Source organism: Pseudoalteromonas espejiana DSM 9414 (genome assembly GCF_002221525.1).
Taxonomy (GTDB): Bacteria; Pseudomonadota; Gammaproteobacteria; order Enterobacterales; family Alteromonadaceae; genus Pseudoalteromonas; species Pseudoalteromonas espejiana.
Map to the genome: position 1 here is coordinate 2347609 of NZ_CP011028.1, position 14623 is coordinate 2362231.

10 protein-coding genes are annotated in these 14623 nt (G+C 39.4%); 5 read left to right on the top strand and 5 right to left on the bottom strand.

Annotated features, from left to right (window positions below; translation table 11 throughout):
- Positions 1-145: 145 nt before the first annotated feature.
- From PESP_RS10640 to PESP_RS10650, 3 genes are all read left to right on the top strand, one after another.
- Positions 146-2515 carry an EAL domain-containing protein gene (locus PESP_RS10640; RefSeq protein ID WP_089348013.1) on the top strand — a complete coding sequence of 790 codons (2370 nt, stop codon included), beginning with the start codon at positions 146-148 and terminating at the stop codon, positions 2513-2515.
- A 332-nt stretch (positions 2516-2847) separates the two neighbouring features.
- The gene (locus tag PESP_RS10645; RefSeq protein ID WP_089348014.1) at positions 2848-3735 is read left to right on the top strand and encodes a LysR substrate-binding domain-containing protein; all 888 of its coding nucleotides are present in this window, start codon (positions 2848-2850) and stop codon (positions 3733-3735) included.
- Positions 3736-3787: 52 nt separating this feature from the next.
- The gene (locus tag PESP_RS10650) at positions 3788-4552 is read left to right on the top strand and encodes a YdcF family protein (RefSeq protein ID WP_089348015.1); all 765 of its coding nucleotides are present in this window, start codon (positions 3788-3790) and stop codon (positions 4550-4552) included.
- A 22-nt stretch (positions 4553-4574) separates the two neighbouring features.
- On the opposite strand, the gene PESP_RS10655 is transcribed toward PESP_RS10650, so the two are convergent.
- Positions 4575-5327, bottom strand: a complete 753-nt coding sequence (locus tag PESP_RS10655) for a Nif3-like dinuclear metal center hexameric protein (protein ID WP_089348016.1) — start codon at positions 5325-5327, stop codon at positions 4575-4577.
- Between the two features lie 150 nt (positions 5328-5477).
- Here PESP_RS10655 and PESP_RS10660 point away from each other — a divergent pair, with 150 nt between their 5' ends.
- Positions 5478-5846, top strand: coding sequence for a hypothetical protein (locus PESP_RS10660; protein ID WP_089348017.1), 369 nt, complete (start codon positions 5478-5480; stop codon positions 5844-5846).
- A gap of 29 nt (positions 5847-5875) precedes the next feature.
- Here PESP_RS10660 and PESP_RS10665 read toward each other — a convergent pair whose 3' ends face one another.
- Entirely contained in the window at positions 5876-6352 is a 477-nt protein-coding gene (locus tag PESP_RS10665; RefSeq protein ID WP_089348018.1) for an HPP family protein, read from the bottom strand.
- Positions 6353-6460: 108 nt separating this feature from the next.
- Here PESP_RS10665 and PESP_RS10670 point away from each other — a divergent pair, with 108 nt between their 5' ends.
- On the top strand, positions 6461-7033 hold the full coding sequence (locus PESP_RS10670) for a TetR/AcrR family transcriptional regulator (RefSeq protein WP_089348019.1): 573 nt from the start codon (positions 6461-6463) through the stop codon (positions 7031-7033).
- Between the two features lie 57 nt (positions 7034-7090).
- Here the strand turns inward: PESP_RS10670 and PESP_RS10675 are convergent, their stop codons facing one another.
- The 3 genes from PESP_RS10675 to PESP_RS10685 form a co-directional block, all read right to left on the bottom strand.
- Positions 7091-10261: an amidohydrolase family protein gene (locus PESP_RS10675; protein ID WP_089348020.1), complete on the bottom strand. Its 3171-nt coding sequence runs from the start codon at positions 10259-10261 to the stop codon at positions 7091-7093.
- Positions 10262-10358: 97 nt separating this feature from the next.
- On the bottom strand, positions 10359-11183 hold the full coding sequence (locus PESP_RS10680) for a M90 family metallopeptidase (protein WP_089348021.1): 825 nt from the start codon (positions 11181-11183) through the stop codon (positions 10359-10361).
- A 59-nt stretch (positions 11184-11242) separates the two neighbouring features.
- Positions 11243-14131, bottom strand: coding sequence for a ligand-binding sensor domain-containing diguanylate cyclase (locus PESP_RS10685; protein ID WP_307725822.1), 2889 nt, complete (start codon positions 14129-14131; stop codon positions 11243-11245).
- Positions 14132-14623 lie beyond the last annotated feature (492 nt).

A 14623-nucleotide genomic window follows, 5' to 3' on the forward strand; every position in this document is an offset into this window, starting at 1 on the left:
CACGGCTGAATTTATGCGATCATAGGCATATGAGGTTTTGGAGTAAAGATTTTATTAAAAAGAATCGCTTTATTTTGTACTCAAGAAAATATTGAGTTAACTTAGTACCTGTATCAAAAAATAAAAAGAATAATATAAATTGCCTATGCCTTATCAAATCGACGCAGCTAGAGCCCTTGAAATAAAAACTGATCAACTCAGTATCATTAATCAATTTTCATCTAGCTTATTACAACTCGACACACTCGATGAGTTATTTGAGTACGTTACAACACAAGTAGTCAACCGCTTAGGATTTGTTGATTGCGTTATTTACCTTGCAGATCGAGACACTGATACATTAAATCAAGTCGCCTCTATGGGTATTGCTCATGCACGGGATAAGTACCAAGCTGAGCGTAAAATAATTCGCTTTAGTGAAGGCATTACAGGTGCAGTTGCAAGTACAGGTAAAGCAGTCATCATTGATGATGTAAGTAAAGACTGTCGGTATATTGCAGATAATCGCCCTGCTCAATCAGAGCTATGTGTACCGCTTATATATAAAGAAAAAGTACTTGGGGTGATTGACTGCGAACACCCAATAAAAAACTATTTTACCAATGCGCATTTAGAAATACTAACAACAGTGGCCCACTTACTAAGTGCAAAAATAAACCAAGTAAACACGGTTACCAGTTTAAAACACACCGTTAGGCAATTAAACGATGCTCAAAAGCTCGAAAGTAGCTTACTGCAAATAGCTAATCTAACGTATAAAGCCAGCGACCTAGACACTTTTTTTGAAACACTTCACAGCATTATAAATAGCTTGTTACCAGCAGATAACTTTTTTATTGCCTTATACGATAAACAAGTCGATATACTCGACCTGGTATATATAGTTGAAGAAGGCATTCAAACTCATGCTCATAAAAAAATCTCAAAAGAACAATTAAAAGATACCGCATCTTACTATTTACTAAAATCAGATCGCGTTTTGTTATTAAACCAAGATGACTACCTACAACATATTGAACAAGGTGATTTTAAACTTGTAGGCAGACTGTCTGATTCTTGGTTGGGTGTCCCCTTTAAAGCAAATAATAGAATGAGTGGTGTTATCGTTGTTCAAAGCTACGATAATAAACTGCACTATAATGAACACGACAGTGATCTACTTACTTATGTAAGTAGGCAAATTAGTATGGCAATAGATAGACAGCTTGCGCGCCAAGAGCTTGAACACAAAGCACTGCATGATGAGCTAACCGGTCTAGCTAACCGCTCACTGCTAATTGAGCGTATTAAGCATGCTATTTTGCGTTTATCACGCGGTAAAAAAGGCACTAGCCACGCGCTTTTATATCTAGACTTTGATCGCTTTAAAAGTATAAACGACTCACTAGGCCATGAGGTAGGCGATCACTTTTTAATTAAAATTTGCGAACTTATAAAAGGCACCGTAAGAAGCACCGATACATTTGCAAGGCTCGGTGGCGATGAGTTTGCTATTTTTATGGAGAACATTACTCACCGAAATCAAGTAAACGAAGCGCTTAAACGTATCAATACCGTTTTATCAAAGCCGCTAAATGTTGATAGTCACTTACTTCAAGCATCTACTAGTATAGGTATTGCCTTTAGCGAAAGCACCGACGATAAAGCCTACTTATTACTACAACAAGCTGATGCTGCCATGTACGAAGCTAAATCGAGTGGTCGCGGGCAAGTTAAGTTTTTTAACAATACTATGCGTAAAAAACTAAAAACCCACGCAGACATTGAAAACGACCTACAGCACGGTATAGAACACAACGAATTTGAGCTATATTTTCAGCCTATTTTTACTATTGCAAACAGTGACGTAGTTGGTTTTGAAGCGCTGGTTAGGTGGCACCATCCAAAAAAAGGCTTTGTACCACCCAACGAGTTTATTCCTATTGCCGAAACCACAGGACAAATAATAAATCTCGATTTGCATTTGCTTGAGCTTGCTGCACAACATATAGCTAACTGGCACAAACAAGGTCATCGATTTTTAAAAGTAACGGTAAACGTATCATCTCGTCACTTTGCTAGCCTCGATTTTGTAGCTCAAATTCATGCGCTTTATAATAAATATCAGCTGCCTTTAGGCTCTTTGTGTTTAGAAATTACAGAGTCGGGGTTAATCGCTAACCTCGATTTAGCCACACAAATTATCGAAGGGCTTTCTCCATTAAAAGTTAAATTATGCCTTGATGACTTTGGCACGGGCTATTCAGCGCTTGGCTATTTACATCAACTACCAATTCATATTTTAAAAATAGATAAAAGCTTTATTGATCACCTCAATAAAACCAACAACCCGTTAGTTGAAGCCATATTGTCTTTAGCGCAGTCATTAAACTTTGAAGTAGTTGCAGAAGGTATAGAAACGCAAGAGCAGCTAAGCATTTTACAATCTACGCAATGTAATTATGGCCAAGGCTTTTTAAAGTCAAAGCCTGTAAATGCTCAACAAGCTATAACGTTAATAAATAAACCACTGTAAATGCTTTAGGCTGGTTAATTACTTTAACCAGCCTATCTTTCCTTTCATATAAATATTGCCTGTCAAACTTATACACACCTTTAATGCGCTTATGTGTAACTTCATTGCATGCTTAATTGATAAAGCAACTAAAAACAACATGAACTAAGCTCATAGCTAACACATCAAACCAGTTTGTAATTTAGCATAGCTATTAATTAAATTAACTTTAAGCGGTTATTTTACTTATCAGTAGATTATTTTAGCCATCTAGACGTTGAAACGTTTTTTGTAAAGGCGTAGTATGTAGTCAATCTGAGCTAAACTCACTTTTTCCTTGAGAATTTTTAAAGATGATTGATATAAAACACCTTAAAACTATTGCGACCTTAAAAGATACCGGATCTTTAGTTAATACAGCCCGTGAACTATTTTTAACGCAATCGGCTTTATCACATCAAATTAAAGACTTAGAAAACAAATTAGACTGCCAATTATTTGAAAGAAAAACTCAACCTGTGCGCTTTACACCACAAGGTATGTTGTTACTAGAATTAGCTAACGAAGTATTACCAAAAGTTGAAGCAACAAAATGCCGCTTAAAAGAAAGCTTAAACCAGCCTATTTCTCAACTGCGTTTAAGTGTTGAGTGTCATGCCTGTTTTCATTGGCTGTTACCTACAATTAAAGAATTCAATAATTTTTGGCCTGATATAAAAATTGATTACGAACGCGGCTTTAGCTACGACGCGATTCCTGATTTACTTAACGATGAACTCGACTTAGTACTCACATCTGATATTCGCGAGCCTGATAAACTTGAATACGCACATTTATTTGATTTTAAGCTAAAGCTAATAGTGGCCCCTGATCACGATTTAGCTAAAAAAGCGTATGTAACCGCACTTGATTTAAAAAACGAAACCATTATTTCGTACCCTATTCCGCGTGAGCGCCAAGATATATTTAAACACTTTATTCAAAACGCACGTTTTGACGGCACCTTAAAAAATGTTGACCAAGGCTTATTAATTTTTCAGCTAGTGAGCGCAGGTATGGGCGTAGCAGCTCTACCCGATTGGCTTGTAACACCGTACGAAAGCCAAGGGCTAATTAAATCAATCCCACTTGGTGCACTGGGGCTAACTCGTCCTATGTATTTAGCAATGAAAAAAGATATGAAAGATAACCCTGTTTATCGTCACTTTTTAAACACATGTAAGCAAAATAACGGTCGATAACTTGCGTACTAATAAGTAACATAAAGCAATATTATGCTCTGTGTTACTTATTATGTTTGAAATAAAAAAGATTATAGGTGGCCTACTTATGCCACTGCCTTTATTTGCTATTTTTGCTTTTATAATGTTGTTAATGGCCTTTAAAGGACGTAAATCAGCACTTGTTCTTTCAAGTTTGAGCTTAGCGGCTTTGCTCACACTGAGTATGCCCTTTTTTGCGCATCAAATTATTAAAAATAATGAGCCAGCCTCACTTACGTTTAATGCGTTAAAGCACCCTAAAATAGATAAAATTGTTGTACTTGGTTGCGACATAAACCCAAACGCTGCACTCAGTGCTAATAACCAGCTTGGTAACTGTGCGCTTAGCCGCCTAGTCGAGGGAGTAAAACTTGCTAAGCAATACCCTAAAGCACAGCTTATCGTATCAGGGGGTGGCTACAAAAACGTGACTAACAGTGGGCTTATGTTTAAAACAGCGATTAGTTTAGGCATAAATAAAAACCGCATTAGCCAAAACCCACACGCAATGGATACTGCCGCAGAGGCAAAACTTTTAGCCCCTAAGCTTGTTGATTTTAAAGTAGCGTTAGTTACCTCAGTGCTGCATATGGCTCGGGCAAAAAGCTTATTTAACGCCCAAGGGATAGACGTAATACCTGCAGCCACTGACTACCACAACTTTGCCGCTACTCCTTTATATAAGCAGTTTATTCCAAATGCAGAGGCATTAAGAGTCGTGACACAGTACGCACATGAAGTGCTCGGAAATGGATGGATAAATATGCGCCGCTGGATTAACCCAGAAGCGCTTTAAAGTTTTAGCAAAAAAATTGATATTAAACTGGGTTGTCAATATCAATAAAGCTGACATCAAACCCATGCTCTGTTGCAAGTAACTCACCTAATGCTTTAATACCATAGCGCTCAGTAGCATGGTGCCCTGCGGCAAAAAAGTCTATGTTTTGCTCACGAGAGCTGTGAATAGTCTGCTCAGATGCTTCACCGGTGAGGTATGCATCAATGCCTTGCTCTGCAGCAAGGTCAATGTAGCCTTGGCCACCGCCGGTACAAAGTGCAATCGTATTAATTTTTTCGTTACGCACTAAACTTGTAAGTGGTTCTCTGTTTAAAACAGTAGCTATTTTTTCAGCAAATTGTGCACCTGTTAATGGCGTTTTTAAGCGCCCTTTCATTGCCACACTGTTTGTTACAGGCTCAAGACCTGTTTCTATTTCAATATCAAGTAAATCAGCAAGCTGAGCGTTATTACCAATAACAGGGTGAATATCTAATGGCAAATGATAAGCAAATAGGTTTATATCATGCGCTAATAATGCACCAATCCGGCGTTTTTTCATGCCCGTTACAGGTTGTGATTCCCCCTTCCAAAAATAGCCATGGTGAACCAAAATAGCATCCGCTTTTTTTTCTATTGCTGCGTCAATAAGTGCTTGGCTTGCTGTTACCCCTGTTACGATAGTTTTTATCTCGTTTTTACCTTCCACTTGAAGCCCGTTTGGGCAAAAATCTTTAATTGTGTGAGGTTTTAAAATGTCGTTTAGCAGTTGGTTAAATTCTCTACGTTGCATACTGGTTACCTTACTAAGCACTGAATTTTGTGCAAATTTTGGCGTTTATGGGCTTAAAATGGAAGGAAAATCGCAAAAAATTGAAAAACAGTTGGAAAATAGGTATAAATACGGCTTCTTTATCTGTGTTCACAACGTATAGGGTCTCTGATGAGCAAACTAGACAAAACAGAAGTTTTATCTGCCTTTGAAGCTGCATATGAAGCTGCCAATGGTAAAAAACCTGAAATTACTACAAAACCTGGCTGGTACAGCATCGATGGCGGTAAAAACTTACGCCTAGCTGATGTAGCAGAGCTAACTAAAGAATTAAGCTCTGGCAAAACTACTGCACAAGCTGAACAAAAAGCGCCTGCTAAAAAAACTAAAACAAAAACAGCTGCGCCTGTTAAAACACAGAAAACGGCTCCGTTCACTGTTGTTACTCAAAGCGAAGACGGCTATACCGCTGAAGAGCTTTGGATTGTTGAACTCGCAAGCAAAGATCACGACTGTCGCTTACCGCGCGGTGTTGTTTAAACAATATGTGATTGATAAAAAAAACCGCGTTAAGCGGTTTTTTTATGCCCACAATTTTTAACGCCAGCTAATAATGCCTTAGCTATAACCGCACTTAACACAATAAAGCTAGTGCCTAAAAGCACGGGGAATATTAAAAAATCCCAGCTTTGCCCCGTTGTAATAATTAAAATTGGGTTAGCCCCTGCTGCCGGATGTACAGTGTTTGTAAGTATCATTAAAGTAATAGCAAGCCCAACAGCAATGGCGATTGAAATCGTACTATCGCCAATATAATTTACAAATATAACCCCCACTAAAGCCGTTAAAAAATGCCCTACAATAACATTCTTAGGATGAGCTAAAGGGCTATTTGGAATACCAAATACTAACACCGCTGTTGCACCAAACGGCGCCATTAGCCATATTCCATAATCTTGTAGTGTATTTAACCACGTCAAAAATCCAATACATAGTACCGAGAACACCCCAGCTATAATGGCAAACTTAAGTCGCTCTATATTCATACTCGTCATCTCACATCAAAAGTAGACCGATCTGTCTACCCTGACGATTGTAGACAAGTCTGTCTCCCCGTGTCAAGATGAGTTTATTCTCGAATAAAAAAGTATTTTATGAACAAGCAAGAACAAATAGTGAATACAGCGCTAAGCCTTTTTTATAGCAAAGGGCTACATGCAGTGGGCATAAACGAAATTTTAGCGGTATCAGGAGTCGCAAAAAAAACGCTTTATAATCATTTTGAGAGTAAAGATGAACTGATCATTGCTTGTTTAAAAAAGCGAGATGAAAATTTTAATAATTGGTTAGAACAAGTTTGCGACAAACCAAATGCAATTGACGTTGCCAATGCACTTTTTTTCGGTTTAAGCCAATGGTTTAATAACCAAGTGCCTGAGCTTGGCAATTTCAATGGCTGTTTTTTTATTAATACCGCAGCTGAATACCCTAATGAATCGCACCCAATAGCCGCTCAATGTAAAGTGCATAAACAAGGTGTCATTGAGCTAATTTTGAATGCGCTTGTTGCTACACCTCAGCTTAAAAATAATAAAGCCAAAGCAAGCGACATTGCACAAACCTTATTTACTTTAAAAGAGGGGCTTATTTGCCAAGCGCGCGTTATGCATACAAACACATTTCCTATGCCTAGCAATCAATTTATTGAGCGTTTAATTTTAATGTAAAAAAGCGGCTATTTAAGCCGCTTTTATGATGTAAATGTTTAAATTAAAATAGTAGTATTACTCAAAATAAAGCGCTTTACGCTGCTTTTTACCCACTTCGTTCATGGTACTTGCATCAAATAAACGACCATTAATCATGGTATAATCAACTTTATCTGAGTCACGAATATTCTTAAGTGGATCGCCATCAATAACCATTAAATCGGCAAGTTTGCCTACTTCAAGCGAGCCTACGTTTTTATCAAGCCCTAAATATTTAGCTGGGTCGAGTGTTGACGCTCTAATAGCTTCTAGGGAGCTCATTCCGCCTTGAGCGAACATCCACATTTCCCAGTGAGCGCCTAAGCCCTCACGTTGCCCATGCGCACCTAAATTTACTAATACACCTAGGTCTTGCAGCTCTTTCGCAACGCGTGCATTATTAAAGTGGTTATAGTGATGATCGGGTGCTTTTACACGGCGCATTGAACGCGGCAATAATTGATTTTTAGGCACAAATTTACTTAAACGCGGATGATTCCACACATCAGTTTTATCGTACCAATAGTTTTCACCCCAAATACCACCGTAAGCAACTACTAATGTTGGTGTGTAACCTACATCGCTTTGCGACCATAGCTGTTTTATATCATCGTAAATATGCTCAACAGGAATAGAGTGTTCAATGCCGGTGTGGCCATCTACAACCATACTTAAGTTATGTTGTAATAACGAGCCACCTTCTGGCACTATCATCATTTCAAGTTCGCGCCCTGCCTCAATCACTTGTTGGCGTTGTTCGCGGCGTGGTTGGTTATACGACTTAACACTAAACGCACCCACTTTTTTAAGACGCTCTAAATGAAATTTAGCATCGTCTAACGAGTCAATATGCGATGTATAACCCGGCATATTTGCGCCGTACAAAATCGTGCCTGTAGAGAAAATTCGCGGCCCTACAATCATTCCTGCCTTTTGCATTTCGCTGGCGGTAAATATCTCTGATGTATCGTTTGAAGGATCATGAATTGTGGTAACACCGAGCGCTAAACCTGCAAAGTTTTTCCAGTTTTGCTGTGGAATTATTTCATCACTTGCTTGAGAGCCATGGGCATGTGCATCAACGATACCAGGCATAATTGTTTTACCTGTAACATCAATTACATCCGCATCATTAGGAATAGCAACTTCACCCACTTTACCAATCGATTTAATATGTTTCCCATCGGTAATTATTACGCCACTTTCAATGACCTGTTCGCCATTCATGGTAATAATTTTTGCACCTTTTAAGGCAATCATACCTTTTGGCTCAGCCATTTTTTTACTAAAGCTAATGTTTTCGCCACTTTTAACTTTAAAATCGGTATCGTCTGCATTGTTTATAGCAAACATGCCACCTAGGTTTGCATGGTAAAGCTCAGGGCCTAAACTCCAGTACAGTTTATTACTATTAGCACTCCAGCTTATATTTTCACCTGCACGGACCGATAGCTGCTCTATCGGAAATTTATTATCTTTAGGGCTAATATTAATCACCGAACCACTTTCAACTAATGGCGTAACAAATACTTTAAAACGCTCTGCAAACGCTAAATACTTTCCATCTGGAGAGACTCTAAATTCAGTGGCATGCTCTGACTCATAAAGCTTGCGTACCTTTTTACTTTCAAGATCAACAACACTTAAAGTTGGCTTAGGCCATGGGCTCATTATAAAAACGCGTTCACTGCTACTGCCAAATTGAGGTTGGTAGCCACTTTTAGTTATTAGCTCGCTTTCTCCGCCTTTAGTACTTACTTTATAAATACCAGGATTGAGTGACCACTTAGGGTTTAAAACGCTACCGCCAGTGGCTTTTCGATAAACGACTGTTTTACCATTAGGACTAAAGGTAGGCTCTACGTATTTACCAGGCTGCGTTGTAATTGTATCGCCACGGCCACTGCGCGCAGATACAACACGTACAGTGCCTTGCGTACTGTCATTCCACGTGGTATAGACAATTTTTTTGCCATCACGGGAGTACTGTGGAAATAACTCATAATGATCGGTTTGTTTAGTTAGGCGCTTAATTTTACCCGACTCTAAGTCGCGCTTATAAATATACCCTAGCGCTTCAAAAATAGCGGTTTCGCCATCTGGGCTTACCTGCACATTACGCAGCATTTTTACGTCAAACTCATCGGTATCTAAGTCTTGTGTAAAACGTACTGCCTTTTGAATTTTTTTAGTGGTTTGTACTTTAAAATCAATTGGGGTGACTGTTTTGTCATCAACGGCTAATTTGTGAATTGTACCGCCTGCCCAAAATACCAGTTCATCGTTATCAGGAGTCCATGCAATAGTTGGGTAAACACCATGAATGGCCCACGTTTCTTGCATGTCGCGCTCAAGCTTATCGTAAAGTTTAGTGTGCTCGCCGCTAGTTAAATCGTATAGATATAAACTGGTTTGAAAGTCGTCACGTTTTATATACGCAAGCTTTTTACCATCAGGTGAAGGCGTTGGTCTTATTGCACCGCCCATTCCTTCAATAATTGTTTCTATTTCGCCGGTTTGTCGGTCAAAGCGCTTAATTTTATAAATACCCGCTACCGAGTCCTTTGAATAATGGAAGGTTTTACCAGGCGTTGCGTCATGGGAAAAATAAACATAACGACCATCAGGTGAAAACATGGGTTCACCTAAATCTTTTTGGTCGTTTTCACGCTTAGTTAATTGTACGCCTTTCCCACCCGCTTTATGGTAAAGCCAAACTTCACCAGCGCCTAAAGAGCGGCTTGCGGTAAAGTGTTTTCGGGCAACTAAATAGTCGCCATCAGGGCTCCAAGCAGGGCTATTGAGTAGTCTAAAGGTTTCATCGGTAACCGCGCGCTGGTTTTCACCATCAATATCCATTACCCATATATTATCGCCACCACCTTGATCCGATGTAAACGCAATGTGCTTACCGTCTGGGCTAAAGCGAGGTTGCATTTGCCAAGCAATATCCGATGTAAGTTTAGTTGCCTCACCACCACTAAAAGGCATAGTGTAAATATCGCCAAGTAGATCAAACACCAATGTTTTACCATCAGGGCTCACATCAATATTCATCCATGTGCCTTGCTGTACGCTAATTGTTGCTTCTACAAATTGCCCTTTGGGTGAATCAACCTGCCACTTAGCTTGCTCTTCGCTTGCATGCGCGTGACCGATTGCCAATGACACTGATAAAGCCAGTGCAGTGTGAAGCATTTTTTTCATCCATTTCTCACTTGTTATTATTGCAGTTGTATTCTCTAACACGATTGCAACAAAAACGGGCATAACATGCCAGTGTTATCAGACCAAGTGCCAAAAATTAATGCCAAACAATGGGATCAAATTGATAATACTCCACCAGCATGCGGTAAATTTCAGGGTCGTATTGACGCAGCTCGCTTGGTTTTTCTAAAAAAGTCTCGGTGATCACAGCAAAAAATTCAGCTTCGTTTGTTGCCCCATAACTGTGAATTACATGGGGCATATTATACGCAACATGGCTTTTTAATTGAGTAAACGCACGGCTAAACACTCTTGCCCACTCTTTGTAAGCATGAGCACTTTTTAATAAAGGTGTGCCGCTAGTTTTGCCAGTTTCTTGGTCAAGCTGATGAGCAAATTCATGAAACACTAAGTTATGGCCATCACTAGGAAGACGATTACCTTCAAGTACATCATGCCAACTAAGCACTAACGTACCGCCAGGCCATGATTCACCTAAACGTACAGTGTTATGATAACTAACAAGCCCTGCACTATCGCGTGTTGATTGCGGCGCATAATACGCACTCGGGTAAAGTAGAACTTCTTTTACATTTTTATAGAGTGGCCAAGGTTTGTTTAGCACTAACAAGCATGCATCGGCGGCAACAATTAATTTCATGGCGGGGGTAAGCTTTAAGCCATCGCGGCCTAAAAAGCGCTTTTCGTTTAAAAACCACACTACATGGCGCTCAAGTTTAGCTCTGTCGGCATCGGTCATTTTTTTATAAATGGGCATACAGCGCAATAAAATGTCTTTTTGCTGAGAATTTAGTACAACATTTTTATATTTTTTATTCCAAAGCCAGTTTTGTATTGTTGGCCAGCGCCAATAAGTAATAACAAAAACAGCCAATACGGTAATTAGTAGCCCATTTATCATTAGGGACATCCAAAATAAGTTAGTCCCTTATTAATATGTGCTCTTAAGCTCATTTTCAATTAGATAATTTCTGTACAGTTACGGCCGCTATTTTTTGCTTTGTATAAAGCTTGGTCTGCGCGAGATAAAAGGCGGTCATAATCGCCAACACTGGTTGAGTCCGATAGGCCAAAACTAGCGGTTACATTTAACCCTTCACCAAAAGCTGAAAAATCATAATGTTCAATGCTTTTTCGTAGCGTTTCACATATTTCTTTAGCCTGTAGTGCGGTTTTATCTGGAAATACAATAGTAAATTCTTCCCCACCCCAACGTGCAATGTGTTGGTCTTCATGGCAACCATTTTTTAAAATAGTGGCAATCGTACAAATTACTTTATCACCTACAATATGTGACCAGTTATCGTTTATACGCTTAAAGTGATCTATATCTAAAATAGCAATTGCGAGGGGCCGCTGTTGTTGTTTGTAAGTTGCAAAATTATGTGCAAGCCAACTATCAAATGCACGCCTGTTAGGCATATCGGTTAGCTGATCATGGGTTGCTTGGTATGCAAATGCATTAGCCTGCGTTTGTAAGTCTTGTGTTTGTTTTTCTACTCGGTTTGTTAGCTCTATTTCTATTTGCTTGTAATGATATAAACGGTATTTGTATATGCCATAAATAACCATTAAAAAGAAAACAAATACTGCAAATTTAAAATGTGCTTTTTGCCAAAAAAACGACTGTATAACAATATGCACAACTTGCTGATTATCTTGCCACTGCGCATTCGGGTAACTGGCTCTAACCATAAAAGTATATTCACCTGGCGGTAAATTGGTGTACTCAGCGCCAGTCATATGCTGTCGATTAACCCAACTATCATTAAACCCCACTAAACGGGTTTGAAAGTTCAATCGCTGAGGCATAATAAAACTAAGGCCAGCGTAGTGAAAAGACAAGCGGCTAACACCTGGAGGTATAAATACTGACTCCCCCAGAAGTGGCAGTGCAATAGGTTTCCCATCTACATTAATATTTTCAATAATGGTAGGTAATGCAATCTCTGTGGAGGCGGTTAATCGAGCTGGCTTTACCGTACTGACGCCCTTAGCTGTTGCAAACCAAAGACTCCCATCGTAATGGGCTACCGCAGAGGGTGTAGAGCCACCATTTGCCTGAGCGCTCAACATACCATCGCCTTCATCATAAAGCTGATAATTTAAAGGTGGCGGTTTAATACCATTAGGTGTATTGAGTATGGATTGTATGTGCGCTTTATCAATTTGAATAATACCGCGGTTACTAGAGAGCCAAAATGAGCCATTGCTTGGTACTATTTGAAATAATTTATCTATTGGTAGGCCTTGCTCTAAACCTAGCATCGCCATTTTTGAAGTACTTAGCTCGTAGCGGACTAAGCCTCGGTCTGTGGCCATCCAGGTATAGGTTTCATCTATATAAAAACCAAACGCATATTGAGCAGAGAAGCCTTCGGTGAAATCTATGGTATTAAATTTTTCGCTAATAATGTCAAAAACAACAACCCCATTTCCAGTACCAACCCAAACATTACCCGCTTTATCCTCAGTTAAAGCTAAAATAAAGCCACTGGGCAAATCCTTTTCATTAGTAAATTGATCTAAGCTTCCATCCTCATTGACTCGGGTTAACCCCATGGCAGAGCCTATCCACAAACGTTTTTTAGAATCAAATAGGAGTGCTCTTACTTCGTTACTACCTAAGCCATTGCTACGATTTAAATAAGGAATAAATTTATTATCTTTGACCTTTAAAACGCCTGATGTATAAGTGCCAGCCCACACATCGCCATTTGGCGCTTCTAATAAACTTAAAACCGAATAAGGGCTTCCTTCTTTAGAACCTGCCACTAATTGAGCTCGGTTATTTTTAATTATATTTAAGCCTGAACTACCACCAGCCCATAAACTCCCATCAGAATGAGACAATACTGTTCGTGTGTAATCGTCGGCTAACCCTCTTTTTTGCGTCCAGGATGAAAACGGTGATTCACGTAACCTAAAGAGTCCTGCATTAGTGCCTATCCAAATACTATTTTCTCTATCTTGTAACAGCGATAGTGTGCGGTTTGCTGGTAAACCATTATTGGCATCGAGTTGCTCTATACCATCTGGCGATAATCGCAATACCCCTTTGTTAATTGTGCCAAACCATAAATCTCCATGATTATCTTCTAATAAACTTGAAATAGACTCATTTGTTAGTTTTTTATGGATAGGCTTAAATTGATTTCCCGCTTGAATCCACGCGCCTTTTTCACTGCCCACAATCAGTGAGCCACCACGTGTTATAAGCAAATTATAAACAGGTGCATTGGGCAGGCCATACTCTGGGGTCATTAGAGTAGGAGTTTTATTATCTATTTTATAAAGGCCCGCACTGGTTGCAGCCCATACAACCCCTTGGTTATCTTCAATAACACGATAGGCACTTACATTTTCAATAATAGGCAGGTCAGTATTACTATTGGCTTCGCGGTAAAATACTCCGTCATTTTCAAGGGCTAACCATAGGCTTTTATCTGCAATTTCAATTAAATGATTAACCATGGTCGATGCCGAGCGCTTAGTATCCCATTGTCTATGGTTATATAAGCTAATACCCCCTCGTGAACCTGCTATGTATAAACCACCATCTGGCGTAGGTGTTAAAGCCCTAAGTCCTGAGTCTGGCAAATCATTAATATGTGCTCGCGTTAATATTTTAAACTCTTGACCATTAAAACGCGCTAACCCTTCCCACGTTGCCACCCATAAATAGCCATCTTGCGTTTGAGCTACACTATTAATGCTATTGTGAGGTAAACCCGAGCGCGTATTCCATGTTTCAGAAAAGTAGTCACTCAATGGTAAGCGACTTTGCTCTTGGGCTTCACATAAAAACATGACGAATAAAGTACACAGAATACCTAATTGTCTCATCATTATTTGCCTTAGTTATTCTTTTACTAGGGTGTATAGGTTTTACTGCTTATTGAAAAAATGGGGGGCGTTATCTTGGCATATCCACATCAAAACTGTGCCAATGCCAATCAAAGCGTTAAGCCCCTATAAGCACTTATTATCGTTTTATTTATTGCTTACGCTAAAATATTGCAAGCTCAACACTTAACTAAATATTTTTATAATGCTTATAAAAAGCCTATAAAATAAATACAAAAGCTCAGGGCGTGTTGATCTTTGCGGATTGAAATTTGTTCAATCTAGGGGCGATTAAATCGCAGCGCGAGGTTTGTAACCTAGTGGGCTAAGTAAAAACCGAGCAAAGCTTCCGCGTCCTGCTCACGCCCCTTACCTACATCCATGTAGGCAACAAAGAGTTTATCGCCCCTAGGCAGAACCCGAAGGGCAGCGCATGTTTGGCATTTATGCTGCATTATCGCCTATTTATGGGGAATAACCACACTTCATAGGCTC

What these genes read in the sequence shown, in the direction of transcription:
- PESP_RS10640 (WP_089348013.1), top strand. Translation starts at nt 146, where the DNA reads ATGCCTTATCAAATCGACGCAGCTAGAGCCCTTGAAATAAAAACTGAT.
- PESP_RS10645 (WP_089348014.1), top strand. Translation starts at nt 2,848, where the DNA reads ATGATTGATATAAAACACCTTAAAACTATTGCGACCTTAAAAGATACC.
- PESP_RS10650 (WP_089348015.1), top strand. Translation starts at nt 3,788, where the DNA reads ATGTTTGAAATAAAAAAGATTATAGGTGGCCTACTTATGCCACTGCCT.
- PESP_RS10655 (WP_089348016.1), bottom strand. Translation starts at nt 5,327, where the DNA reads ATGCAACGTAGAGAATTTAACCAACTGCTAAACGACATTTTAAAACCT.
- PESP_RS10660 (WP_089348017.1), top strand. Translation starts at nt 5,478, where the DNA reads ATGAGCAAACTAGACAAAACAGAAGTTTTATCTGCCTTTGAAGCTGCA.
- PESP_RS10665 (WP_089348018.1), bottom strand. Translation starts at nt 6,352, where the DNA reads ATGAATATAGAGCGACTTAAGTTTGCCATTATAGCTGGGGTGTTCTCG.
- PESP_RS10670 (WP_089348019.1), top strand. Translation starts at nt 6,461, where the DNA reads ATGAACAAGCAAGAACAAATAGTGAATACAGCGCTAAGCCTTTTTTAT.
- PESP_RS10675 (WP_089348020.1), bottom strand. Translation starts at nt 10,261, where the DNA reads ATGAAAAAAATGCTTCACACTGCACTGGCTTTATCAGTGTCATTGGCA.
- PESP_RS10680 (WP_089348021.1), bottom strand. Translation starts at nt 11,183, where the DNA reads ATGATAAATGGGCTACTAATTACCGTATTGGCTGTTTTTGTTATTACT.
- PESP_RS10685 (WP_307725822.1), bottom strand. Translation starts at nt 14,131, where the DNA reads ATGATGAGACAATTAGGTATTCTGTGTACTTTATTCGTCATGTTTTTA.